Raw genomic sequence first — 25,164 nt, 5'->3', positions numbered from 1 at the left:
ATTACCAGCGGTAGTGCGAGAATGCACGGTTGGCGTCGGCCATCTTGTGCGTGTCTTCGCGCTTCTTGACGGCGCTGCCACGGTTGTTCGCAGCGTCCATGAGTTCGCCGCAGAGGCGATCAACCATGGTCGTTTCGTTGCGCTTGCGGGCAGCAGCAATCAGCCAGCGGATGGCGAGCGCCTGACGGCGTTCCGGACGAACGTCGACGGGAACCTGGTAGGTTGCACCACCAACGCGACGCGAACGGACTTCGACGTGCGGAGCGATGTTGTCGAGGGCCGAATGGAACACGGCAATCGGCTCCTGCTTCAGCTTGCCCTGAACGGCATCGAAGGCACCGTAAACGATGCTTTCAGCAACCGACTTCTTGCCATGAAGCATGATGGCGTTCATGAACTTGGTGACAACCAGATCTCCGAACTTCGGGTCCGGATTGATCTCGCGCTTTTCTGCACTGTGACGACGTGACATACGTTTTGTCTCTCAACTGTTGACTGGCGCCTTAACACGCGGAGAACCTCGCGCAGCGCCGAATTCGTGAAACCCGAAATTACTTCGGACGCTTCGCACCATACTTGGAGCGGCGCTGCTTGCGGTTCTTGACACCCTGCGTATCGAGAACGCCGCGGATGATGTGGTAGCGGACACCCGGAAGGTCCTTTACGCGGCCGCCGCGGATCATGACAACCGAGTGTTCCTGAAGGTTGTGGCCTTCACCCGGGATATAGCCGATGACTTCGAAGCCGTTGGTCAGGCGAATCTTGGCAACCTTACGCAGAGCCGAGTTCGGCTTCTTCGGGGTCGTCGTGTAGACGCGGGTGCAAACGCCACGCTTCTGCGGGTTTTCCTGCAGGGCAGGAACCTTGTTGCGCTTTACCTGTGCCTGACGCGGCTTACGGATCAGCTGGTTTACGGTAGGCATGTAACCATCCCTTGCAAAATCTTGTCTCGTTACCCTTGCGGGCGGATCGTTGCCGTCGCCGGCGATACGAACGCCTGTAAAATGCGCAAACGAGGACCGATCCGCTTTATCGCAGATGGCCCCACAAAAAGCAGAGGACACACAATTTCGCGCGTCATGCGTGCAGCATTTTTTGTAGTCAGCGTGCGTTTTGAACCTTGTTTGAGGCGAACTCCAGAACGCGACGTTCCGAACCAGCCAGCCTCACATGGGCTCCGATGCGGCGGGGTGTACTGATTTCAAGGCCGACAGTCAAGGGCAATTAACAAATAATCTCCGGTCGGCCGGCTCGCCATGCCCGGAAAACAAGGGGTTGCGCGTATCGCGGCGGGTCATGGCGACCGGGATTGCGCCTGAACACAAGCAGCTTCCAACAGGGTTAAGGAATCAGCAACCACTTTGTGACGGTTTTCCACCGTAGCGATTCTACCCGCCAACCAAGCCTGTGGCCTCTGAGCTATTTCTTTCGCCCTGCACCGAAAAGGGCGCTAAAGTCAGTCACGCACTCGAAAGGATATTCAATGAGCGTCACGCCTGACAACGACAATGCACCGGACGAACCGATGGTCTTCATCATCATCGGCAAGGCCTATGAGACCGACGGAGACGACGAAGGCGTCGACATTCACGTGATGTTGCGCGCACCCGACGACGATACCGCCGTGCGCGAGGCGCTGAACGCGCTCGCCGAGGAAGGCTTCCTCGAGGCCGACCTCGATCAGATCGGCACACTGACCGACGTGCCGAACGAGGAGCCGCATGCCTCGGCCTACCAGGGCGCCCTTGAGGGCGAAGTTGCGATCATTCGTTTCAACTGAGGCCGTCGACGCCCCAACGTCAGACCCTTGCAGCCTCCCATAATGAAAAAAGCCGCCCGGATCGCTCCGGGCGGCTTTTTTGATTTGAGGAAACGAGGGCGAGAACCGCCCTCCTCCCATTATTCGGCCGCTGCGTTTTCCTTCGCGAGATCGGCGAGCATCGGGGTTGCAACATCTGCGCCCGTACCCTTGCGACGCTCTTCGAGAATCATCTCGTCGCGCGCCGTCGCGATGCGGCGGATCTGCGTCATCGTTCCGCCGGTACCAGCCGGGATCAGACGGCCGACGATGACGTTTTCCTTCAGACCCTGCAGGCCGTCGACCTTGCCGGCGATCGCCGCTTCGGTCAGGACCTTGGTGGTTTCCTGGAACGACGCCGCCGAGATGAATGACGGTGTCTGCAGCGAGGCCTTGGTGATGCCGAGCAGGACCGGATCGCCGTATGCCGGCTTCTTGCCCTGTTCGATCAGGCCGTCGTTGACGTCTTCGAGTTCGATGCGATCGACATTGTCACCGACGATGTAGGTCGAGTCGCCGGCATCGGTGATTTCCACCTTCTGCAGCATCTGACGAACGATGACTTCGATGTGCTTGTCGTTGATCACAACGCCCTGCAGTCGGTAGACTTCCTGGATTTCGTTGACCAGGTAGGAAGCGAGTGCTTCCACGCCCTTGATCGCCAGGATGTCGTGCGGCGCCGGGTTGCCGTCGAGGATGTAGTCGCCCTTTTCGATGTAGTCGCCATCCTGAAGATGGAAGGGCTTGCCCTTCGGGATCAGGTATTCGACCGGCTCGACACCGTCTTCAGCAGGCTCGATCAGAACGCGACGCTTGTTCTTGTAGTCGCGACCGAAGCGGATCGTACCATCGATCTCAGCGATGATGGCGTGATCCTTCGGACGACGTGCTTCGAACAGTTCGGCAACGCGCGGCAGACCACCGGTGATGTCCTTGGTCTTGGCGCTTTCCAGCGGCGAACGTGCAAGCACGTCACCCTGGGAAACCTTCGTGCCCGGTTCGACCGAAAGAATGGCGTCAACCGAAAGCATGAAGCGGGCGTCACCACCACGCGACAGCTTCATGACGGCGCCGTTCTTGTCCTTGATGACGATCGCCGGCTTCAGGTCCGTACCGCGTGGCGTCGAACGCCAATCGATAACCTGACGCTTGGTGATGCCGGTGGACTCGTCGGTCGCTTCGAGCACGGAGATGCCGTCGACGACGTCTTCGAAGTGAACGGTACCTTCCACTTCCGTCATCATCGGACGGGTGTAGGGGTCCCACTCGGCGAGACGCTGACCGCGCTTCACCTTGTCACCATCGTCGACGAAGATCTTCGAGCCGTAAGCGACACGCTGCGAGGAGCGCTCGACACCACGTTCGTCGAGGATCTGGACGGCCATGTTACGACCCATGGCGACAAGAATGCCGTCAGAGTTGCGCAGCATGTTGCGGTTCTTGATCTGAACCGTGCCTTCGTAGGACGCTTCCAGGAACGACTGGTCGACCACGGTCGCCGTACCGCCCAAGTGGAAGGTACGCATGGTGAGCTGGGTGCCCGGTTCACCGATCGACTGTGCAGCGATAACGCCAACCGCTTCGCCCATGTTGACCGGCGTACCACGTGCCAGGTCGCGGCCGTAGCAGACGCCACAAACGCCCGTCTGGATTTCGCAGGTCAGCGCCGAACGGATGCGGATCGACTGGATACCAGCCTTCTCGATTTCGATGACGTCGGGTTCAAGGATCATCCGGCCGGCATCGACGATACGAACGCCCGTGACCGGGTGATCGATGTCGTCCAGAGCCGTACGGCCAAGAATACGAGCGCCAAGCGAAGCCACAACCTGACCGGCATCGACGATCGCCGTCATGGTGAGGCCGTTTTCGGTGCCGCAATCGACGGAGTTGACGATGCAATCCTGCGCCACGTCGACGAGACGACGGGTGAGGTAACCCGAGTTCGCGGTCTTCAAGGCGGTGTCGGCCAGACCCTTGCGGGCACCGTGGGTCGAGTTGAAGTACTCGTTAACGGTCAGACCTTCCTTGAAGTTCGAGATGATCGGCGTCTCGATGATTTCACCCGACGGCTTGGCCATCAGGCCGCGCATGCCGCCCAGCTGACGCATCTGGTTCGGTGAACCACGGGCGCCGGAGTGCGACATCATGTAGATCGAGTTCATCGGCTTCTGACGGCCGTTGTCGTCGAACTCAACCGCCTTAATGCGGGCCATCATTTCGTCGGCGACCTTTTCGGTAGCCTTACCCCAGGCGTCGACAACCTTGTTGTACTTTTCGCCCTGGGTGATGAGGCCGTCGTTGTACTGCTGCTCGTATTCCTTCACGAGCGCTTCAGTGTCGCCGACAATCTTCACCTTGGTGTCCGGAATGACCATGTCGTCCTTGCCGAACGAAATGCCGGCGCGGCAGGCATGGGCAAAGCCGAGCTGCATGATGCGGTCGCAGAAGATGACCGTGTCTTTCTGACCGCAATGACGGTAGACCGTGTCGATCATCTTGGAGATGTTCTTCTTGGTCATTTCCTGGTTGCAGGTTTCGAACGGCACGTTGACGTTGCGCGGCAGCAGTTCGCCGATGATCATGCGGCCAGGCGTGGTTTCGTAGATCTTCGAAACCGGGTTGCCCTCGGCGTCGACGGTTTTGAAGCGGCCGCGGATCTTGGCGTGCAGCGTAACGGCCTTGGTTTCGAGCGCGTGATGCAGCTCGCCCATGTCCGAGAACGCCATGCCTTCGCCCGGCTCGTTCTGGTTCAGGATCGACAGATAGTAGAGACCCAGAACCATGTCCTGCGACGGAACGATGATCGGCGCGCCGTTGGCCGGGTGCAGGATGTTGTTCGTCGACATCATCAGCACGCGTGCTTCGAGCTGTGCTTCGAGCGACAGCGGCACGTGAACGGCCATCTGGTCACCGTCGAAGTCGGCGTTGAAGGCCGTGCAGACGAGCGGGTGCAGCTGGATTGCCTTGCCTTCGACCAGGGTCGGTTCGAAGGCCTGGATGCCCAGGCGGTGCAGCGTCGGTGCGCGGTTCAAGAGAACCGGATGCTCGCGGATAACCTCGTCGAGGATATCCCATACTTCCGGCTTTTCCTTTTCGACGAGCTTCTTGGCCTGCTTGACAGTCGAGGAGTAACCCTTGGCGTCGAGGCGGGCGTAGATGAACGGCTTGAACAACTCGAGCGCCATCTTCTTCGGAAGACCGCACTGGTGCAGCTTCAGTTCTGGACCGGTCACGATGACCGAGCGGCCGGAATAGTCGACGCGCTTGCCGAGCAGGTTCTGGCGGAAGCGACCCTGCTTGCCCTTGAGCATGTCGGACAGCGACTTCAGCGGACGCTTGTTGGCGCCGGTGATGACGCGGCCGCGACGGCCGTTATCGAACAGCGCGTCTACAGACTCCTGCAGCATGCGCTTTTCGTTGCGGATGATGATGCCCGGTGCACGCAGCTCGATCAGACGCTTCAGACGGTTGTTACGGTTGATCACGCGGCGATAGAGATCGTTCAGATCCGACGTCGCGAAACGGCCACCGTCGAGCGGCACGAGCGGGCGCAGGTCCGGCGGGATCACCGGAACAACCTTCATGATCATCCATTCCGGACGGTTGCCGGAGTCCATGAAGTTCTCGACGATCTTCAGCCGCTTCATCAGCTTCTTCTGCTTCAGATCCGAGGTGGTCTCGGCCAGTTCCGAACGCAGATCGCCGGCGATCTTTTCGAGGTTCATCGAAGCGAGCATTTCATAGATCGCTTCAGCACCGATCATCGCGGTGAACTGATCTTCGCCGAACTCATCGACGGCGAGCATGTAGTCTTCTTCGCTGAGGAGCTGATTTTCCTTCAGCGACGTCAGGCCAGGCTCGGTGACGATGTAGTTTTCGAAGTACAGAACGCGTTCGACATCCTTCAGCGTCATGTCGAGCAGCGTCGAAATGCGGCTCGGCAGCGACTTCAGGAACCAGATATGGGCAACGGGAGCAGCGAGCTCGATGTGGCCCATGCGCTCACGGCGAACGCGCGACAGCGTCACTTCGACGCCGCACTTTTCGCAGATGATGCCCTTGTACTTCATGCGCTTGTACTTGCCGCACAGGCATTCGTAATCCTTGATCGGACCGAAGATACGGGCGCAGAAAAGACCATCGCGTTCCGGCTTGAACGTGCGGTAGTTGATCGTCTCCGGCTTCTTGATCTCACCGTAAGACCAGGAAAGAATCTTCTCCGGCGAGGCGATCGAAATCCGGATGGAATCGAAAGTCTGTGCAGGCACCTGCGGATTGAAAAGATTCATGACCTCTTGGTTCATGCCTGTCTCCTTTACGGGCTTAACGCCCTGAGCTTGGCGAGGGTGCCGACAAATCCCGGGCGCCGGCCCCTGCCCCATAAACAGCTAAAACCGCATTTGATGCGGCCCCGTTCCTCTCGCTTGCCAATGAAGCCTTGCGGAGGAAGCGGTGCGCGCCGCGATGCGGCACGCACCTTGATGTTTCTTATTCGGCTGCGTCAGGCAGCTGTGCTGCACCGAGTTCGTCGACCTTGGTGTTCTCGAGTTCGACCGAGAGGCCCAGCGAGCGCATTTCCTTGACGAGAACGTTGAAGCTCTCCGGAATACCCGCTTCGAAGGTGTCGTCGCCACGGACGATCGCTTCGTAGACCTTCGTACGACCGGCCACGTCGTCCGACTTCACCGTCAGCATTTCCTGCAGGGTGTAGGCGGCGCCGTAGGCTTCGAGAGCCCAGACTTCCATTTCCCCGAAGCGCTGACCGCCGAACTGCGCCTTGCCGCCCAGCGGCTGCTGGGTAACGAGCGAGTAAGGACCGATCGAACGGGCGTGGATCTTGTCGTCGACAAGGTGGTTCAGCTTCAGCATGTAGATGTAGCCGACGGTCACCTGGCGGTCGAACTGATCGCCGGTACGGCCATCATAAAGCGTCGACTGACCGGTTACCTTCAGGCCCGCCTGCTCCAGCATCTCGTTGACGTCGGCTTCGACAGCACCGTCGAAGACCGGCGTTGCGATCGAAACGCCGCGACGGGTCTGCTCGGCAAGCCGTACGATCGACGCATCGTCGTACTGCTTGATCGGCTCACCCTTCGGGCCCGACCCGATGACGCTGTCGATGGTGTCGCGCAGCGGCTGGATATCGGCACCTGCCTTGTAGGCATCGAGCATCGCGCCGATCTTCTTGCCCATGCCGGCGCAAGCCCAGCCAAGATGGGTTTCGAGGATCTGGCCGACGTTCATGCGCGAAGGCACGCCGAGCGGGTTCAGAACGACGTCGACGTGCGTACCATCTTCCAGGAACGGCATGTCTTCGATCGGCACGATGCGCGATACGACACCCTTGTTGCCGTGACGGCCGGCCATCTTGTCGCCCGGCTGGATCTTGCGCTTAACAGCGACGAAGACCTTGACCATCTTCATGACGCCCGGAGGCATTTCATCGCCGCGCTGGACCTTTTCGACCTTGTCCATGAAGCGCTGCTCAAGGCGCGACTTGGATTCGTCGTACTGGGCGCGAAGTGCTTCGATCTCGCCCTGAGCCTTTTCGTCTTCGATGGCAAACATCCACCACTGCGAGCGGGGATATTCGCTGACGACGAGGTTGGACAGCTCAGTGCCCTTCTTGAAGCCCTTCGGACCTGCAACCGCGGTGTGGCCGCGCAGCATGTCGACGAGACGTGCGTAGACGTTGCGATCGAGGATCGCCTGTTCGTCGTCGCGGTCCTTGGCCAGGCGTTCGATTTCCTCGCGCTCGATCGCCATCGCGCGCTCGTCCTTCTCAACGCCGTGGCGATTGAAGACGCGAACTTCGACGACGGTGCCGAACGTGCCCGGAGGCATGCGCATCGACGTGTCGCGGACGTCGGAAGCCTTTTCACCGAAGATGGCGCGCAGAAGCTTTTCTTCCGGCGTCATCGGGCTTTCGCCCTTCGGCGTGATCTTGCCGACCAGGATATCGCCCGGCTGAACCTCAGCACCGATGTAGACGATGCCGGCTTCGTCGAGATTACGCAGCGCTTCTTCCGAAACGTTCGGAATGTCGCGGGTAATTTCTTCCGGGCCGAGCTTAGTGTCACGCGCCATCACTTCGAATTCTTCGATGTGGATGGAGGTGAACACGTCGTCGCGCACGATGCGCTCGGACAAGAGGATCGAGTCTTCGTAGTTGTAGCCGTTCCACGGCATGAACGCGACGAGCGCGTTGCGGCCGAGCGCCAGATCGCCGAGATCGGTCGACGGACCGTCAGCGATGATGTCACCCTTGTTCAGGACGTCACCGACGGTGACCAGCGGGCGCTGGTTGACGCAGGTGTTCTGGTTCGAACGCTGGAACTTCTGCAGACGGTAGATATCGACGCCCGACTTCGACGGATCGAGGTCTTCGGTGGCGCGGATAACGATACGGGTCGCATCGACCTGGTCGACGACACCGCCACGGCGGGCTGCAATAGCAGCACCGGAGTCGCGGGCAACGACCGGTTCCATGCCGGTACCGACGAACGGAGCTTCGGCGCGCAGCAGAGGCACGGCCTGACGCTGCATGTTCGAGCCCATCAGTGCGCGGTTGGCGTCATCGTTCTCAAGGAACGGGATGAGCGCCGCGGCGACCGAAACGAGCTGCTTCGGCGAAACGTCCATCAGGTTGATGTTGTCGCGCGGTGCCAGCATAACTTCGCCGGCATGGCGGCAAACGACGAATTCTTCCGAGAACGAACCATCGCTCTCGAGAACCGAGTTTGCCTGGGCGACGTGGTACTTCGCTTCTTCCATCGCGGAGAGATAGACGACGTCGTTCGTCACCTTGCCGTCAACGATCTTGCGGTACGGGCTTTCGATGAAGCCGTACTTGTTGACGCGGGCGAAGGTCGCAAGCGAGTTGATCAGACCGATGTTCGGGCCTTCCGGCGTTTCAATCGGGCAGATACGGCCGTAGTGCGTCGGGTGAACGTCGCGGACTTCGAAGCCTGCGCGCTCGCGGGTCAGACCACCCGGGCCAAGTGCCGAAAGACGACGCTTGTGGGTGATTTCCGAAAGCGGGTTCACCTGGTCCATGAACTGCGACAGCTGCGAGGAGCCGAAGAATTCGCGGACGGCTGCGGCAGCCGGCTTGGCGTTGATCAGGTCCTGCGGCATGACGGTGTCGATTTCGATCGACGACATGCGTTCCTTGATCGCGCGCTCCATGCGCAGCAGGCCGAGGCGGTACTGATTTTCCATCAGCTCGCCGACCGAACGAACACGGCGGTTGCCGAGGTTGTCGATGTCGTCGATTTCGCCCTTGCCGTCACGCAGCTCGACCAGCATCTTGACGACAGCCAGGATGTCTTCCTTGCGCAGGATACGGACGGTATCCGCCACTTCAAGGTCGAGGCGCATGTTCATCTTCACGCGGCCAACGGCCGAGAGGTCGTAACGCTCGGCATCGAAGAACAGCGTGTTGAACATGGCTTCCGCAGAATCCATGGTCGGCGGTTCGCCTGGACGCATCACGCGGTAGATATCGAACAGAGCGTCCTGACGGTTCTCGTTCTTGTCTACGGTCAGCGTGTTGCGGATGTAGGCGCCGACATTGATATGGTCGATGTCGAGAACCGGGATTTCGTCGAAGCCGGCCGACAGAATGACGGGAAGCGTCTTCTCGTCGATCTCGTCGCCTGCTTCCAGGTAGATTTCACCGGTTGCGAAGTTGACGATGTCTTCGGCAAGGTAGTTGCCATAGAGATCGTCGTCGGTCGCCTTGAGGGCCTTCAGGCCCTTGTCCTGCAACTGGCGGAGCAGGCGCGGCGTCAGCTTCTTGCCAGCTTCGACAACCACTTCGCCGGTGTCGGCGTCGACCATCTCGGTGATCGCCTTCTGGCCCTTCAACGCATCCGGCTGGAACGGCACGCGCCAGCCTTCGCCGTCGCGCTGGTAAAGCGACTTCGTGTAGAAGGTGTCGAGGATTTCCTCGCCGTCCATGCCGAGCGCCATCAGCAGCGAAGACACGGGGATCTTGCGGCGGCGGTCGATACGGGCGTGCACGATGTCCTTGGCGTCGAACTCGATGTCGAGCCAGGAACCGCGATACGGGATCACGCGGGCAGCGAAGAGCAGCTTGCCGGAAGAATGGCTCTTGCCCTTGTCATGGTCGAAGAACACGCCCGGAGAGCGGTGCATCTGCGAAACGATAACGCGCTCGGTGCCGTTGACGATGAAGGTACCGTTGTCGGTCATGAGCGGCATGTCGCCCATGTAGACGTTCTGTTCCTTGATGTCCTTGATCGACTTCGCGCCGGTATCCTCGTCAATATCGAACACGATCAGGCGGAGCGTCACCTTGAGAGGCGCCGCGTAGGTCAGATCGCGCTGACGGCATTCTTCGACGTCGAACTTCGGCTGTTCGAATTCGTAGGATACGAACTCGAGCATCGAAGCGCCGGAGAAATCCTTGATCGGGAAAACCGACTTGAAAACGGCTTGAAGGCCCTCATCAGGGCGTCCGCCCTTGGGCTCTTCAACCATAAGAAACTGGTCGTAGGATGCCTTCTGAACCTCGATGAGGTTCGGCATCTCCGCGACTTCTGGAATTTTACCAAAAAACTTGCGTACGCGCCTGCGACCGTTAAACGAAAGGGTCTGAGCCATCGTCGCTCCTTGTCAATCTTGCATCCGGGCCTGCAACGGACGGGAACCGATGGCCAGTCGACCCCGTCAATCAATGAGTAGTTCAATCTCGTCTAACTTGCGGAAAACGCCCAGCGCGGATTGCTGTGCTGAATTCCGGTCGAGACCATCCTCTTGAAGAACCCATTACCCAAAAGCCGTTTTGCGACAGGCTTTTGGGTAATATGTTCTAAAAACGGTCAAAGAGAGGCGGCCGAAATGGCCACCTCCCCTTGCAAAATGCCGAATTACTTGACGTCAACCTTGGCGCCAGCTTCTTCGAGCTTCTTCTTGAGGTCAGCAGCTTCAGCCTTGGAAACTGCTTCCTTGACCGCCTTCGGAGCGCCTTCGACCAGGTCCTTGGCTTCCTTGAGGCCGAGACCGGTGATAGCGCGGACTTCCTTGATGACGTTGATCTTGTTGGCGCCAGCGTCAACGAGGATAACGTCAAACTCGGTCTTTTCTTCTTCGACCGGAGCAGCAGCGCCGGCGCCGCCAGCAGCAGCAACAGCTACCGGAGCAGCTGCAGAAACGCCCCACTTCTCTTCGAGCAGCTTGGAAAGCTCAGCAGCTTCCAGGACGGTCAGCGAGGAGAGGTCTTCAACGATCTTTGCGAGATCAGCCATTTTACTTTTCCTTTTGTTCGGTTCGAACTGGTTTTAAATACAACAGCGAAAATCCGCCTTAGGCGGCTTCGTCCTTCTTGGCATAGGCGGCGAACACGCGGGCAAGCTGGCTTGCCGGTGCTGCAACAACCGTAGCGACGCGAGTTGCCGGGGCATTGAGAAGGCCCAGCAGCTTTGCGCGCAGCTCGTCCAGCGAAGGCAGGGTCGCAAGCGACTTGACTGCATCGGCGGTGAGCGTGGTTGTTCCCATGGAACCACCGAGAACAACGAGCTTGTCGTTGGTCTTGGCGAAATCCATGACGACCTTAGGAGCCGTGATCGGGTCTTGGCTGAATGCGATCAGCGTCTGACCCTTGAAGAGATCTGTCATCCCTTCCGACTCGGTGCCCTGAAGAGCGATCTTGGCCAGGCGGTTTTTCGCGACTTTGACGGTGCCGCCAGCAGCGCGCATCTTCGAACGGAAGTCGTTCATCTGCGCAACTGTGACACCAGCATAGTGGGCCACGACAACCGAACCGGAAGCCTTGAAGACTTCGTTCAGCTCCGTGACGAATTCGCGTTTTTCCGCTCTTTCCACTGTCTGTCTCCAGTTGACAGGGTTGCATGAACTGCAGCCCCTGCCGGGTTTGCCTTTGTCACCAGGGATCATCGAAGAAGATCCCAAGTAACGCTTGAGGATCCTGTCCCTTGGCGTTCCCGGAAAGCCGGGTCTGACACAAGGCAAGCGAGGCTCGAACCGAATTTCGACGCCTCCGGCGTCATTGCGAAATTCAGATCTTACCCGTCTCATGCAGGCCGAAGTGATTAAGGTAAAACCACCCGCAATCTCGGACAGGAGTTCCGGATCGAGATCCGGATTTCCGGCCCCGAAGGGCCGGAAATTCTTTCTCGGGCCGAAGCCCGAAATTCGTTAGGCGACGCTGAGCGTTGCCGGGTCGATCTTCAGGCCCGGGCCCATGGTCGACGAAATCGCTACGCGCTTGACGTAGTTGCCCTTGGCGCCGGCCGGCTTGGCCTTGACGACCGCGTCAGCGAAGGCGCGGATGTTTTCTTCCAGAGCCTTGGCGTCGAACGAAGCCTTGCCGATGCCGGCGTGGATGATACCAGCCTTCTCGACGCGGAACTCGACTGCGCCGCCCTTGGATGCCTTGACGGCACCGGCAACGTCCATGGTGACCGTTCCGACCTTCGGGTTCGGCATCATGCCGCGCGGGCCGAGAACCTTACCGAGGCGGCCGACGAGCGGCATCATGTCCGGGGTCGCGATGCAACGATCGAAGTCGATCTTGCCGCCCTGAACGATTTCGACCAGTTCTTCAGCGCCGACGATGTCTGCGCCGGCGGCCTTGGCTTCATCGGCCTTGGCGCCACGTGCGAACACGGCAACGCGAACCGAGCGGCCCGTGCCGTTCGGCAGGTTGACGACGCCGCGAACCATCTGGTCGGCGTGGCGCGGGTCAACGCCGAGGTTCATCGCGACTTCAACAGTCTCGTCGAACTTGGCAGTTGCACGTTCCTTGACCAGCGAAACGGCTTCGGTGAGGCCGTAGATCTTCGTCGGGTCGATGCCCTCGCGGGACTTCTGTACACGCTTTGCAATCTTCGCCATGGTCTTAGCCCGCCACTTCCAGGCCCATGGAGCGGGCAGAGCCCTCGACCATTGCCATTGCGCCTTCGATATCGGCCGCGTTGAGGTCCTTCATCTTGGCCTCTGCGATCGTGCGGATCTGAGCCTTGGTGATCGAGCCAGCCTTGGCCTTACCTGGGGTCTTCGAACCGGACGTGATCTTCGATTCCTTCTTCAGGAAGTAGCTGACCGGCGGCTGCTTCATGACGAAGGTGAACGACTTGTCCTGGTAATAGGTGATGACGACCGGGATCGGCATACCCTTTTCCATTTCCTGCGTGGCGGCATTGAACGCCTTGCAGAATTCCATGATGTTAATGCCACGCTGACCGAGTGCAGGACCGATCGGCGGGGACGGATTGGCCGACCCTGCCTTCACCTGCAGCTTGAGCTGGCCTGCAACTTTCTTAGCCATTTCTCTCTGCCTCTCATTGCCTCATTTCGACGGATCGAAAGGAGGAACTGTTGCGCCGGTTTCCCGGCATTCTGCCGATCAGGGATCGGCGGCTGCGGTTGCGTGGTGCGGACCCTTCGACCCGGCTAAGGCCGACGTCCTTCCACGCGCATGCGGATTTCTCCGCCCGGGCAGGCCTAAACGACTTGCCCAATCTTTGTTGATCTTCTCAGACCTTCTCGACCTGGCCGTATTCCAGTTCGACCGGGGTCGCACGGCCGAAGATTGAAACTTCGACCTTCAGGCGCGACCGCTCCTCGTCGACATCCTGAACGATGCCGTTGAACGAGGCGAACGGACCATCCGAGACGCGAACCTGCTCGCCGATCTCAAAGGAGACGGACGGCTTCGGACGCTCGACGCCATCCTGGACCTGACCGAGGATACGATCGGCCTCATGGTCCGGAATCGGAACCGGCTTGCTGTCGGTCCCGAGGAAACCGGTGACCTTCGGCGTATTCTTGATGAGGTGATAGGCCTCATCCGTCAGGTTGGCGCGCACCAGGACATAACCCGGGAAGAACTTGCGTTCAGCATCAACCTTGCGGCCACGACGAACTTCGACGACCTTTTCGGTCGGAACGAGGATCTTTTCGAACAGGTGCTCAAGGCCTTTTTGCTTGGCCTTCTCCTCGATCGATTCAGCCACCTTCTTTTCGAAATTCGAATAGGCGTGAACAATATACCAGCGTGCAGCCATGCTACCCTCCACCCAATCAAACGCCAGCGTTGAGGACTAGGCCGATCAGCCAACCCATCAACTGGTCCGCAGCGAAGAAGAAGGCAGCGGCAAAAAAGACCATGACAAAAACCATCAGCGTCGAGATCATCGTCTCGCGCCTGGACGGCCAAGTTACTTTCGACGCCTCTGAGCGAACCTGCTGCAGAAACGTAAACGGATTCGTTTTGGATGCCATGTAATGCTCACGCCATTACGGCGCGTAAAGCCGATGATTCAGCCCCACGCACCGCGTGTCTGTTTGGACCCTACATAAAGACCGATTCTACAAATCACAAGAGGTAATCGGTCTTTTCTGTGAATTTCGACGGCCGGCTTATCCGACCTCCCCCTACCCTACTCGGCTTTGAGCCGCTTGCAAAGGTCGGAAGCAATGGCAGGGGCAGAGGGGCTCGAACCCCCGACCTGCGGTTTTGGAGACCGCCGCTCTACCAACTGAGCTATACCCCTAGATCGCGCCGGCCGGTCATTCTCGAACCGGTCAGTGCATCAAGTCAGCGGCTTATTATTCAGTTTGCCGGGCGATGACAAGCGTCTTTGACGGAAAAGATTCAAATTCTTGTGGCAAAAGATGCGACAGCGCGCGACGCGCCTTTTCACTCTGCGTCGCATGGTCCGTCGCGCGCGATGCGCACCAGGCTCTTGCATGGTCTCGGCAGTGTTGCGACCGCACGGAGATGCACGCAAAGGGCCACACGCGTCGAGCCGCCGGCTTGGCTTTGCCTCGCCAAGCTGGGCGGCAGGCGCCCGCCACCACGCCCCCGCGGCGGGCCGCGTCATGCCTTGCGTCATACTGGACTCGCAACGGCACCGGGGTCGGGCCTCCCTGCTGCCCCAAACCTGGCAACAGGTTCACCCTCAACGAAAAAACCCCGCTGTTTCCAGCGGGGCCTTTTGAACCGATGCAATCCTGGGATTAAAGTAACCCCGGGATTACTCGACGATCGAAGCGACGATGCCGGCGCCGACGGTACGGCCGCCTTCGCGGATCGCGAAGCGCAGCTTTTCTTCCATCGCGATCGGAACGATCAGCTCAACGGCAACGGTGACGTTGTCGCCAGGCATAACCATTTCCGTGCCTTCCGGAAGCGTCACGATGCCCGTCACGTCCGTCGTGCGGAAGTAGAACTGCGGACGGTAGTTCGTGAAGAACGGCGTATGACGGCCGCCTTCTTCCTTCGTCAGGATGTAGGCTTCTGCCATGAACTTCTTGTGCGGCTTGACCGAACCCGGCTTGCACAGGATCTGGCCACGCTCAACGCCGTCACGGTTGACACCACGGATCAGCGCGCCGATGTTGTCGCCGGCCTGGCCCTGGTCGAGCAGCTTGCGGAACATTTCAACGCCGGTAACCGTCGTCTTCGACGTGTCGCGGATGCCGACGATTTCGACTTCTTCGCCAACCTTGACGATGCCGCGCTCAACGCGACCGGTCACAACCGTACCACGGCCCGAGATCGAGAACACGTCTTCGATCGGCATCAGGAACGGCTGGTCGATCGGACGCTCAGGCGTCGGGATGTAGGCGTCAACGGCAGCCATCAGCTCGCGGATCGCGTCTTCGCCGATCTTCTTGTCCGAATCTTCAAGAGCAGCAAGTGCCGAACCCTTGATGATCGGAATGTCGTCGCCCGGGAATTCGTAGGACGACAGCAGTTCGCGAACTTCAAGCTCGACGAGCTCGAGAAGCTCGGCGTCGTCAACCTGGTCGACCTTGTTGAGGAACACGACGATCGCCGGAACGCCAACCTGGCGAGCAAGCAGGATGTGCTCGCGGGTCTGCGGCATCGGGCCGTCAGCAGCCGAGCAAACCAGGATCGCGCCGTCCATCTGCGCTGCACCGGTGATCATGTTCTTGACGTAGTCGGCGTGGCCGGGGCAGTCAACGTGGGCGTAGTGACGGGCCGGCGTCTCATACTCAACGTGAGCCGTCGAAATCGTGATGCCACGGGCCTTTTCTTCCGGAGCAGCGTCGATCTGGTCGTACGCCTTGTACTCGCCGAAGTACTTCGTGATCGCTGCCGTCAGCGACGTCTTGCCATGGTCAACGTGGCCAATCGTGCCAATGTTAACGTGCGGCTTGTTGCGCTCAAATTTGCTCTTTGCCATGGGTACGTTTCCTGTGGTCAAGTATGATTGATCAGCCGGCGGGGCCGGTTTGTGGAGCCGTTTAAGGGTTTCAAGGGATTTGCGCAAGACTTAATTGCGTGCGCCCGGACCAGCCACGGCCGCCTTTTCCTACCGTCATATAAGAACGGCGCATCGGAGATGCAAGTTGGGCGGATTCCCGAATCATTTCGTCGAGCGACGAAAGAACAAACAACGGCTTACGAAGAGCAATTGAAGCTTAACATTAAATAGGAAAAGAAGGTCAGCGCTGCTGGAGCGGGTAGCGGGAATCGAACCCGCGTATTCAGCTTGGAAGGCTGCTGCTCTACCATTGAGCTATACCCGCGGGCCTTCGATCCAGAAGCAGAATGGTGGAGGGAGTTGGATTTGAACCAACGTAGGCGAAGCCAACGGATTTACAGTCCGTCCCCTTTAACCACTCGGGCATCCCTCCATTATTCTGTCGGGATCAAGTCGACCAAGCATTTGAGATCGTGAGACATCCAGCGATTTGTCGTTGCCGCCTCTCGATCTGCGCCGGGTATATGACCGCCCGCCTTGCTCCTGTCAACACGCCAAAACGGAAAATTTGTGAAATTCTCCACAGGCCCGCTTTGTCCACTGCCATCGAATTCCGTTCCCAGGCCAAGCGAAGCGCTCTATAAGGCGGGCATGAGCAAAGATAACGCGGGCGACAAGAGCGCCAAGAACACCCACTACGCCACTCTCAGACGCGCGCATCGCGACGCCAAGCGCGAACGCGGGGAAATCCCGACGCCAAAGCAGGAGCGTTGGCGCAAGCAGCCAGGCGACTGGAAGCCGCCGGCGCTCGCACCCGAGCAGGTGCTCCTCTACGGCCTGCACACCGTTCGGGCCGCCCTCGACAACCCGACGCGCCAGATCGTTCGCCTGTGCGTGACCCAGAATGCCGCCGCCCGGCTCGAGCTCGGCGAACTCTCGGAACTCCCCTTTCCGGTCGAGACCGTGGCGCCGCAGGATCTCGACAAGATTCTCGGTCCAGACGCGATCCACCAGGGCGTGATGCTCGAAACAAAGCCGCTGCCACTGCGCAAGCTTGAAGCACTCAGCGAATGCCGGCTGATTCTCGTGCTCGATCAGGTCACTGACCCGCATAATGTCGGCGCGATCATGCGGTCGGCCGTGGCATTTGATGCGGGTGCGTTGATCACCACGATCCGCCATAGTCCGACCGAATCGGGCGTTCTTGCGAAATCGGCCTCCGGCGCTCTGGAAATGATCCCCTATATCCAGATCACCAACCTCGCCGACACGATCGAGGAGCTGCATCGGCTTGGTTTCCACACCATCGGGCTCGATTCGGAAGGCCCGGCCCCGCTTGAAGGCACCTTCGCGGGCGACAAGGTCGCCCTGGTGCTCGGATCCGAGGGCAAGGGCCTCCGGCAGAAGACACGATCGACCGTCAAGGCCCTCGCCCGCCTCGACATGCCCGGCGCGATCAAATCGCTCAATGTTTCGAATGCGGCCGCGATCGCCATGTATGCGGCGCGCCAGTTCCTGAACAAGTAAGTCCCGGTCGTTAAGCCCGCCATCTCTCCGGCTGCTTGCAACCGGAGAGATTGGGGCATCTGTCGTAACGGTTGATTGGGTGTGTTCGACCGATTTACGGGTCTCTGCACCGATGCTGCACGACGCGATCCTCGCCTCGCAGCCGATTGTCGTGCAAGCCGCCGCTGTCGTCAGAAACGCATCGCTATATCTTTATCCACGCGAAGCCATAGGGTCTGGTTGTTCGCTGTCGGGCAGCCGTCGCGAAGTTTCTTCCATGTGGTGACGTTGAGGTTCATCTCGCAGCGGGCGAGATAAGAGATGCCGCCGACGCGAAGGCAGGCGATCTGGCCGAGCTCGTATTTGGAGCCGTCCCGGTTGCGGCAGGTGCAGCGCGGGTCAGGGGGCGACGCATACCCGACATCGGCGGCCACCAATGCGACCACCGCAGCGATGACAGCCAAGGGCCTTCTCCGCCGGTCTCTCATGAGCACATCATAATACAGATCCGCTCACACGAAAACGGACAATGCCGGCTGCATGTGCAACCGGCACCGTCCGCAATGGGGGCCAACGCCCCTTCACCGGACCACTGACGTGATCCGCTGAACTCTTGTTTTAGCTTGCCAGGCGAAGGACGGTGCCTTCAGCAATGGTCTTTTCGGCTTCGGCGATCGCGAACTGCTTGGAGTCGGCGCTGAGGTTCAGGCCTTCGGCGCGGACGAATTCAACATCGGTGATGCCGAAGAAGCCGAAGACCGTCTTCAGGTAAGCTTCCTGGTGATCCATCGCCGAGGCCGGGCCGGCGGAATAGTGGCCGCCGCGGGTCGAGGCGACGATGACCTTCTTGCCCTTGGCGAGGCCTTCCGGGCCGGATTCGGTATAACGGAAGGTCTTGCCGGCGACAGCCAAGCGATCGATCCAGGCCTTGAGCTGGCTCGGGATGGAGAAGTTGTACATCGGCGCGCCGACGACGACCGTGTCGGCAGCCAAGAATTCTTCGAGCATCTCGCGGCCGATCTTGACTTCGGCAGCCAGCTTGGCATCAACACCTGCGAGATCGGCGGGTGCCATGATCTGGGCGCCGGTCAGATGCGGGATCTGGCTGGTGGCGAGATCGCGATAGGTGACGTTGGCATCCAGGCGGTCAGCCTTGATCTGGGCGGTGATCGCCGCCGTCAGGCGACGGGAAACGGAGTGATCACCCAGAATACCGGAGTCGATGTGAAGGACGTTCATGTGAAGCACCTTTGTGTTGGCGTTGCGGTGCATCACATATGATTGGAAAACAATCGCACGATAAGTCAGCGGTTATTTGACATACTGTTTCCAAATGGAAACAGTGAGACCGGCGATCCGGCGATGGGAGACGAAAGACAGATGCAGGACCTGAACGACCTCGCCCTCTTCGCGGCCGTGGTGCGTAACAACGGCTTTAGCGCCGCCGCGCGCGATCTGAACATCCCTAAATCCAAGCTCAGCAAACACGTGGCGCGCCTCGAAGAGCAGCTCGGCGTCCGGCTGCTGGAGCGCTCGACCCGCAAACTGCGCGTCACCGAGATCGGGCAGGTGTTCTACGAACATTGCCAGAGCTTGCTCGATGGCGTCGCCATGGCGGAAGCCGAGATCGCCGCCGTCAAGGCCGAGCCGACGGGCACGGTCAGGCTCGCCTGCCCGCTCGGCTTTACGCCGATGCTCGCCGACATCCTGCCCGCCTTCCATCGTCGCTACCCCGGCGTCCGTCTGCTGATTACCACCACCAACCGGCGGATCGATCTGATCGAGGAGCGGATCGACGTGGCGTTGCGCGCCCGCGATCAACTCGACACTGACAATCAGCTGATTATCCGCAGATTCGGAGAGGTGCGTCAGAGGCTGGCGGCAAGCCCCACCCTGCTCGCGCGCTTCGACGACATCACGATCGACAATCTGAGCGAGATGCCGACGCTGTCGATGAACGAGCAGCACGCCACCGATGTCTGGCGCCTGGTCGATGGCGAAGGAAATACCACGGAAATTTCGCACCGGCCGATCATCGGCTGCAGCGATTTCCTCATCCTCGAGCGTGCGGCCATTGAGGGCATGGGCGTGGCGTTGCTGCCCGACCACATCTGCGAACGCGCCTTCCGCGCCGGCGTGCTTGCGCCTGTGCTGCCGGAATGGACTTCCGGCGACGTCGTCGTCCATCTCGTCTTCCCCTCGCGCCACGGCATGCTGCCGGCGACGCGCGCCCTGATCGATTATCTCGCCGACAATCTCCTGAACGCCCTGCAGAAATGCCGCGAGATTGTCCCGAAGGCGGCAGGGTCGTTCGAGATCTGAGCGCGCACAGGGCCGCCGTGGACAGGCGCTGCGTCGCGCAGCCGAGTAAGGCCGATCAGTCCAAACCGCGGCCCGGATACGGCAACCGTTCGGCCGGTTTCGACCGCAAATTCGACCTACCTCAAAGCCGGGCCGGCTTGCACGCGAAACCCAACGCCTCCGGGGCGATCAAGAAGGTCGCTGCGCGTTCCTCACGGCTTCGCTTCGGCCTATAGCGCGGCCGATTGTACCGGTTCATCGTCCAGCGCACGACGTCGTTGATAAGACCGCGATCATCTTTTCCATGCGGGCCGCGGGTCTCGCGCCAACGGCGCATGAAGTCTTCGCAAACACGACGCAGGCCTTCGGCATCCTTGCCGTGTTCATTCACGAAAGGATACGCTGCTCCTTTGCGGAGTGCGTCAAATTCTTCCTGGTTATCGCTCAAGCCTGTCGTCGCCTGTGTTCGCCATCGTTCCTTCAATGCTGTGGTGGATACACGCCGAGATCAAGAGAGCCTGGTCGGTGCCGTCCTTTGCAACTGCATGACGGCTATACCCTTTGTTGACGCCCGCGTTGGGGCATCGGAGTGGCGGCATTGCGGACGTTCGTCGAGTAATCGCTCCTTTCGACGAAGCCGGTGACATAGGCCTCCAGTCAGTGCGTCGCCGCAATTGACTAACGAAACGCTGCAGGTAGAAGTTCAAGCGGAGAACAACCAAGGAAAGTCGATGAGTACCTTTTCTGAGCAGGTGCCCCGCGCCAACGAGACCTTCCAGTTTCTGCCACTTTTCCACACGTGCGATGGATTCTTTGCTCGCAAGCACATGCGCCGGGGCGAACTCGTTACTGACGACGTCTGCGAGGTGTTCAATGAGCAAGTCACTTATCTCTTCTATGGCCGGGCCGCCTACAAGTACGGACTCACTGATCTGGCGACGACCCAGCTGAGCCTATACCCGGTTTGTTTCATCTTCGATCTCGAACTCATCGAGGACATCAAACGTATCTATCCGTTCGACAGTGGAGCCATGCACCATGATTTCCTCAAGGCTTTCATGGACGACAAAATGGCGCTAGCGGATTTCGAGATCGAGCCGGATACGCGCAGGATCGCGGATATCGTTCTGAAGTTTTTCGACAACAATGCGAACTACCTCAACTCTCGACCGAATGAACGGGAAATCGATACGCTGGACTTTGAAAGCACAGCCTTCATGGAGATGACGCGCTCGCATGTGGGCAGCGGAGCTGACGAACGTCGCGTGACGATCGAGGTCCAAGCGGGTAAGACGGTGCCATTCGCGAATGGACTGCTCAAGGCGATGATCGTTCCAATCCAATATCTCGAGTCCCCTTTCTTCAGAGACTTCATAGACAAGCAGGGAATTAGAGTGAGGGCATACGAGATCAACGTGTGGAACCCCAAGCAATCGTTTGGCGTGGTCGCCTCAGCGGCCAAAGACTTCCTCCGAAACGAGGGATACAATGTCTGAAGAGGAAGGTAGATACGCAGTTGTTGGCGTCGTGTGTGCTACAGATGACGCGCCTGGTCTGTGCACTCCTGTCTTCAGGCACGAAGACGGCCAGCGATACTTCATTCAGGACTTCAAATATTATAACCAGATCGATGGCTTCGAGTTCATCGGTGGGTCGGTTGGCGGCCATTTCATCGATGTTCTTTCGAACTCCGTTTTCGGCGTCGGCGACCCGGTCCAAGTTGGAATGCTGCTCCCGGGCGGCGGGACGATGATCAGCGATCACCGGCGAGTGCTCGAGTATTTTCGAGAGAACGCCGCGCAATTCGTGCCGTATCCGTTCATGTTTTATCAGCTCGCGATAATGTCTCGGAACCAACACGCAGTGTTCGACGCCTTCGGGATGCAGCCTATCCGTGACGCAATCGAAAAGCGTCGCATTCCCGTCGTCTGGCCCCACAATAAGAAGACCCACGGCAGATGGACTGAGGAAGCCGTTCGTGTTCTGGGCATGCTGTGGGAGTTCTACTATTCCGGCACTGAGATCGGCCGCATTCTTGGATTTTCCCGCAATGCTGTGCTCAGCAAGGCAAAGCGTATAAAACTTCCTCTGCGCGAAAACCCCTTAAAACAAGGCGATCTTTTCGAGAGCTTCGAAGACTATGGTTTTGATGAGGGAGGTTTTCAATCCGGCAGCTTCAATCTCAACGGGACGTTAACGGTTGGAAAAATCCATTTTGGCTAAAGCTTGACTCCACGAGCAGATGTCGACGTCGTTCCGCCGGGGACAGATCGTGAGGTCTGCGCTTTAGACCCCGAGTCTTGGAATCTGTGGATATTTTGCGAATCTCGGGAAAAAGCGTAGGTGCCCCCAGGGTGCCCCCAAGCCACAACCTGATGGCTTAAAAGCCTCAGTCTGGGCTTTCCAGAAAACTGAGGCTTTTCAATGCTTTTCAGCGAAACTTAATGGTGCCCCCAGAGAGACTCGAACTCCCGACCCTCTGATTACAAATCAGATGCTCTACCAACTGAGCTATAAGGGCACTTTCAGCGGTGGGAGTTATCATAATCTCACAGCGTGTAAAGCAAAATTGCGAATTCTCCCAATTTTTCAGATGCGTTTAGGGCCACGCCGTGCCAGAAACGAAGCCTAGGCTCGGCCACCGCGGCGGTGCTCAACATGTTGAACGGACTGAAAATTCATGGCCCGCACGTTCACTTCTCTCGCGTTCCTGGCTTCGCCCGCCGAAGAGGCGCAAAAGGCGGCAGCTGATCTGCAGGCGATCTACGGCGATCATGATGCCGACAAGGCCGACGTCATCGTCGCGCTCGGCGGCGACGGCTTCATGTTGCAGACGCTGCACCAGACGATGAACTCGGGCAAGCTCGTCTACGGCATGAACCGGGGATCGGTGGGGTTCCTGATGAACCGCTACAGCACCGAAAACCTCACAACGCGCATCTGCAATGCCGTCGAGAACGCCTTTCACCCCCTGGAGATGCAGACCACCGACAGTGAAGGTGCGACATTCACGGCGCTCGCCATCAACGAGGTCTATCTGTTCCGTCAATCCTACCAGGCGGCCAAGCTGCGTGTCGTCATCGACGGCAAGACCCGGCTCGAGGAGTTGACCTGCGACGGGCTGCTGCTGGCCACGCCCGCAGGCTCCACCGCCTATAATCTCTCAGCCCATGGGCCGATCCTGCCGCTGGAGGCCCCTCTACTGGCGCTGACGCCCGTCAGCCCGTTCCGTCCGCGGCGGTGGCGCGGCGCCCTACTGCCGAACCATGTCACCGTCGAGATCGAGATCCTCGAGGCCGACAAGCGCCCGGTCAACGCCGTGGCCGACCATCAGGAGGTCAAGTCGGTAGCGAAGGTGCGCATCGCCGAATCGGAAAACATGACCGCCCGCATTCTCTCGGATCCCGATCATTCCTGGTCCGACCGCATCCTGGCCGAGCAATTTTCCAATTGAGCCGACGGTCTCACCGCGCGATATGGTATGATTTCCGCGACCGCCGGACGCCCGGCGAAGGATCAATTTTGCAGCAAGCACCGCGTCGCGGTTCGAACAGGAAATCAAAAGCGATGCACAAGCCTCTCCTCCTTGCGCTTCTTCTCGCCATGGCCGGCGCGAACGCCCATGCCGAGGACGCGACTGTGGTTTCGCCGGAAGTGACCTTCGTCACCAGCACGGGCTACTGGGAAGAAAGCGGCGATCCGCTTTCGGCACTGGACCCTAATCAGACGCAGGGAGAAACACCCGCCGAACCGAGGAGTGCCGAAGGCGCCCGACGCGGCTACTACAAGCTGATCGCGCTACGGCAACCGGACGGCACCGCGCAGATCCATCTGCAGCAGATCGAGGCGACACCCGCCGGGCCGGAGGTCGTCTCTTCCGCGGAACTCGAGGAGTTCTCGTCGCTGCGGGCCTATGTCACGGATATACGGCCGGAAACGTCTACAGGTGTGACCGCACAGCCCGGCATGTTTGCAACCGTCTATCTGAAGACCGATCCTGCCGCCCGCGAGCCGGAGTCGTGGACCGTGCTCATCGACGACCTCGGCGACATCAAGGTCGAGCGGGCATCGAACTAAGCCTCAAAAAGAAAGGCCGGATGAAGACATCCGGCCATTTCATTTCGTACTCGCAATCTGATGCCGGCGGGCAAGGCGCCGCCAGCAATGCGGGGCTAGTTCAAGTCATCCACGGCGGCATCCGCGCCGCCGCTGACGCGGTGAGCAAGGGCTGCCTCCATGAACTCGTTCAGCTCGCCGTCCAGTACGTCGCCCGGTGCCGTGCTTTCGACACCGGTGCGCAGGTCCTTGACCAACTGGTAGGGCTGCAGCACGTAGGAACGGATCTGGTGGCCCCAGCCGATATCGGTCTTGGAGGCCGCCTCGGCGTTAGCCGCGTCTTCGCGCTTCTTCAACTCTGACTCGTAGAGACGGGCGCGCAGCATGTCCCAGGCCTTGGCCCGGTTCTTGTGCTGCGAGCGTTCCTGCTGGCACTGGACGACGATCCCCGACGGCATGTGCGTGATGCGCACGGCGGAGTCGGTGGTGTTGACGTGCTGGCCGCCGGCGCCCGACGAGCGATAGGTGTCGATGCGGCAGTCGCTCTCGTTGATGTCGATCTGGATCGAGTCATCGACAACAGGATAGACCCAGATCGAAGAGAACGAGGTGTGGCGACGCGCGTTGCTGTCATAGGGCGAGATGCGCACCAGGCGGTGAACGCCGGATTCCGTCTTCAGCCAGCCATAGGCATTGTGGCCCTTGACCAGCAACGTGGCCGATTTGATGCCCGCCTCTTCGCCGTCCTGAATTTCCATCAGTTCGACCTTGTATCCCTGGCGCTCGGACCAGCGGGTATACATGCGCAACAGCATGTTCGCCCAGTCCTGGCTCTCGGTGCCGCCGGCACCGGAATGCACTTCGAGATAGGTGTCGTTCTGATCGGCTTCGCCGGACAGCATCGCCTCGACCTGCTTCTTGGCCGCTTCGTTGCGCAGTTCGCGCAGCGCCTGTTCGGCGTCGGCAACGATGGCCGCGTCGCCCTCTTCTTCGCCGAGCTCGATCAGTTCGATGTTGTCGCTGAGCTGCTGCTCGAAACGGCGCAGGCCGTTGATGCCATCGTCGAGCTGCTGGCGCTCGCGCATCAGCTTCTGTGCCTCTGCAGCATCATTCCACAGCGACGGATCTTCCGCCTTGTTGTTTAACCAGTCCAGTCGTCTTACCGCCTGATCCCAGTCAAAGATGCCTCCTCAGCAGGCTTATGGCCTGCTTGATTTCGTCGACAATGTTCTCGATTTCGCTGCGCATGATCCTGCTTCTTGTGAACCCGATTTAACG

The 25,164-nt window shown here is 59.5% G+C and carries 21 protein-coding genes and 4 tRNA genes; 7 read left to right on the top strand and 18 right to left on the bottom strand.

What is annotated here, in order from left to right; all coding sequences use genetic code 11:
* Position 1: 1 nt before the first annotated feature.
* The gene (gene rpsG / locus AC244_RS01765; protein WP_025426662.1) at positions 2 to 472 is read right to left on the bottom strand and encodes a 30S ribosomal protein S7; all 471 of its coding nucleotides are present in this window, start codon (positions 470 to 472) and stop codon (positions 2 to 4) included.
* A 79-nt stretch (positions 473 to 551) separates the two neighbouring features.
* Positions 552 to 923: a 30S ribosomal protein S12 gene (rpsL, locus tag AC244_RS01760; RefSeq protein ID WP_003507760.1), complete on the bottom strand. Its 372-nt coding sequence runs from the start codon at positions 921 to 923 to the stop codon at positions 552 to 554.
* Between the two features lie 560 nt (positions 924 to 1,483).
* Between rpsL and AC244_RS01755 the strand changes: the two genes are divergently transcribed.
* On the top strand, positions 1,484 to 1,780 hold the full coding sequence (locus tag AC244_RS01755) for a hypothetical protein (protein ID WP_053247113.1): 297 nt from the start codon (positions 1,484 to 1,486) through the stop codon (positions 1,778 to 1,780).
* Positions 1,781 to 1,899: 119 nt separating this feature from the next.
* Here the strand turns inward: AC244_RS01755 and rpoC are convergent, their stop codons facing one another.
* The 12 genes from rpoC to AC244_RS01695 form a co-directional block, all read right to left on the bottom strand.
* Complete coding sequence (gene rpoC, locus AC244_RS01750; RefSeq protein ID WP_053247112.1) at positions 1,900 to 6,105, bottom strand: DNA-directed RNA polymerase subunit beta'; 4,206 nt, start codon at positions 6,103 to 6,105, stop codon at positions 1,900 to 1,902.
* 184 nt (positions 6,106 to 6,289) lie between these two features.
* Positions 6,290 to 10,429 carry a DNA-directed RNA polymerase subunit beta gene (gene rpoB / locus AC244_RS01745; RefSeq protein WP_053247111.1) on the bottom strand — a complete coding sequence of 1,380 codons (4,140 nt, stop codon included), beginning with the start codon at positions 10,427 to 10,429 and terminating at the stop codon, positions 6,290 to 6,292.
* 266 nt (positions 10,430 to 10,695) lie between these two features.
* Positions 10,696 to 11,073, bottom strand: a complete 378-nt coding sequence (gene rplL / locus AC244_RS01740; RefSeq protein ID WP_053247110.1) for a 50S ribosomal protein L7/L12 — start codon at positions 11,071 to 11,073, stop codon at positions 10,696 to 10,698.
* A 58-nt stretch (positions 11,074 to 11,131) separates the two neighbouring features.
* The gene (rplJ, locus tag AC244_RS01735; protein WP_053247109.1) at positions 11,132 to 11,650 is read right to left on the bottom strand and encodes a 50S ribosomal protein L10; all 519 of its coding nucleotides are present in this window, start codon (positions 11,648 to 11,650) and stop codon (positions 11,132 to 11,134) included.
* 333 nt (positions 11,651 to 11,983) lie between these two features.
* Positions 11,984 to 12,682, bottom strand: coding sequence for a 50S ribosomal protein L1 (rplA, locus tag AC244_RS01730; RefSeq protein ID WP_053247108.1), 699 nt, complete (start codon positions 12,680 to 12,682; stop codon positions 11,984 to 11,986).
* A gap of 4 nt (positions 12,683 to 12,686) precedes the next feature.
* Positions 12,687 to 13,115: a 50S ribosomal protein L11 gene (rplK, locus tag AC244_RS01725; RefSeq protein ID WP_053247107.1), complete on the bottom strand. Its 429-nt coding sequence runs from the start codon at positions 13,113 to 13,115 to the stop codon at positions 12,687 to 12,689.
* 208 nt (positions 13,116 to 13,323) lie between these two features.
* On the bottom strand, positions 13,324 to 13,854 hold the full coding sequence (gene nusG / locus AC244_RS01720; RefSeq protein WP_053247106.1) for a transcription termination/antitermination protein NusG: 531 nt from the start codon (positions 13,852 to 13,854) through the stop codon (positions 13,324 to 13,326).
* A 16-nt stretch (positions 13,855 to 13,870) separates the two neighbouring features.
* Positions 13,871 to 14,071, bottom strand: a complete 201-nt coding sequence (secE, locus tag AC244_RS01715) for a preprotein translocase subunit SecE (RefSeq protein WP_053247105.1) — start codon at positions 14,069 to 14,071, stop codon at positions 13,871 to 13,873.
* 196 nt (positions 14,072 to 14,267) lie between these two features.
* Positions 14,268 to 14,343: transfer RNA gene (locus tag AC244_RS01710), tRNA-Trp, on the bottom strand.
* A gap of 483 nt (positions 14,344 to 14,826) precedes the next feature.
* On the bottom strand, positions 14,827 to 16,002 hold the full coding sequence (gene tuf / locus AC244_RS01705; protein WP_053247104.1) for an elongation factor Tu: 1,176 nt from the start codon (positions 16,000 to 16,002) through the stop codon (positions 14,827 to 14,829).
* Between the two features lie 272 nt (positions 16,003 to 16,274).
* Positions 16,275 to 16,348, bottom strand: a tRNA-Gly gene (locus tag AC244_RS01700).
* A 23-nt stretch (positions 16,349 to 16,371) separates the two neighbouring features.
* Positions 16,372 to 16,456: transfer RNA gene (locus AC244_RS01695), tRNA-Tyr, on the bottom strand.
* 218 nt (positions 16,457 to 16,674) lie between these two features.
* Between AC244_RS01695 and AC244_RS01690 the strand changes: the two genes are divergently transcribed.
* The gene (locus AC244_RS01690; protein WP_053247640.1) at positions 16,675 to 17,550 is read left to right on the top strand and encodes a TrmH family RNA methyltransferase; all 876 of its coding nucleotides are present in this window, start codon (positions 16,675 to 16,677) and stop codon (positions 17,548 to 17,550) included.
* 170 nt (positions 17,551 to 17,720) lie between these two features.
* Here the strand turns inward: AC244_RS01690 and AC244_RS01685 are convergent, their stop codons facing one another.
* A complete protein-coding gene (locus AC244_RS01685; RefSeq protein WP_053247103.1) occupies positions 17,721 to 18,017 on the bottom strand; it encodes a hypothetical protein in 297 nt (98 codons plus the stop codon).
* Positions 18,018 to 18,147: 130 nt separating this feature from the next.
* Positions 18,148 to 18,768 (bottom strand): FMN-dependent NADH-azoreductase, encoded by a 621-nt coding sequence (locus AC244_RS01680; protein ID WP_053247639.1) that lies wholly within the window; start codon positions 18,766 to 18,768, stop codon positions 18,148 to 18,150.
* Positions 18,769 to 18,909: 141 nt separating this feature from the next.
* Between AC244_RS01680 and AC244_RS01675 the strand changes: the two genes are divergently transcribed.
* The 3 genes from AC244_RS01675 (at position 18,910) to AC244_RS01660 (ending at position 22,053) form a co-directional block, all read left to right on the top strand.
* Entirely contained in the window at positions 18,910 to 19,851 is a 942-nt protein-coding gene (locus AC244_RS01675) for a LysR family transcriptional regulator (RefSeq protein ID WP_053247638.1), read from the top strand.
* A gap of 710 nt (positions 19,852 to 20,561) precedes the next feature.
* Positions 20,562 to 21,326 carry a hypothetical protein gene (locus AC244_RS01665; RefSeq protein WP_053247101.1) on the top strand — a complete coding sequence of 255 codons (765 nt, stop codon included), beginning with the start codon at positions 20,562 to 20,564 and terminating at the stop codon, positions 21,324 to 21,326.
* A complete protein-coding gene (locus AC244_RS01660) occupies positions 21,319 to 22,053 on the top strand; it encodes a GcrA family cell cycle regulator (protein WP_053247100.1) in 735 nt (244 codons plus the stop codon). The genes AC244_RS01665 and AC244_RS01660 overlap by 8 nt, the downstream gene beginning before the upstream one ends.
* 222 nt (positions 22,054 to 22,275) lie before the next feature.
* On the opposite strand, the gene AC244_RS01655 is transcribed toward AC244_RS01660, so the two are convergent.
* Positions 22,276 to 22,351 (bottom strand) — tRNA-Thr (locus AC244_RS01655).
* Positions 22,352 to 22,510: 159 nt separating this feature from the next.
* On the opposite strand from AC244_RS01655, the gene AC244_RS01650 reads away from it, so the two are divergent.
* Positions 22,511 to 23,284, top strand: a complete 774-nt coding sequence (locus AC244_RS01650; protein ID WP_053247099.1) for an NAD kinase — start codon at positions 22,511 to 22,513, stop codon at positions 23,282 to 23,284.
* A gap of 113 nt (positions 23,285 to 23,397) precedes the next feature.
* Positions 23,398 to 23,907 carry a hypothetical protein gene (locus AC244_RS01645; protein WP_053247098.1) on the top strand — a complete coding sequence of 170 codons (510 nt, stop codon included), beginning with the start codon at positions 23,398 to 23,400 and terminating at the stop codon, positions 23,905 to 23,907.
* Between the two features lie 95 nt (positions 23,908 to 24,002).
* Here AC244_RS01645 and prfB read toward each other — a convergent pair.
* A protein-coding gene (gene prfB, locus AC244_RS01640) for a peptide chain release factor 2 (RefSeq protein WP_152975814.1) occupies positions 24,003 to 25,134 on the bottom strand; the annotation gives its coding sequence in 2 pieces (ribosomal slippage) (positions 24,003 to 25,064 and positions 25,066 to 25,134; 1,131 coding nt in all).
* Positions 25,135 to 25,164: the final 30 nt, after the last annotated feature.

Source organism: Ensifer adhaerens (assembly GCF_001270265.1).
GTDB classification, from domain to species: Bacteria; Pseudomonadota; Alphaproteobacteria; order Rhizobiales; family Rhizobiaceae; genus Ensifer; species Ensifer adhaerens_B.
Note: the sequence above shows the minus strand (reverse complement) of the source record. Positions and strands in the feature narration are given on the sequence as shown.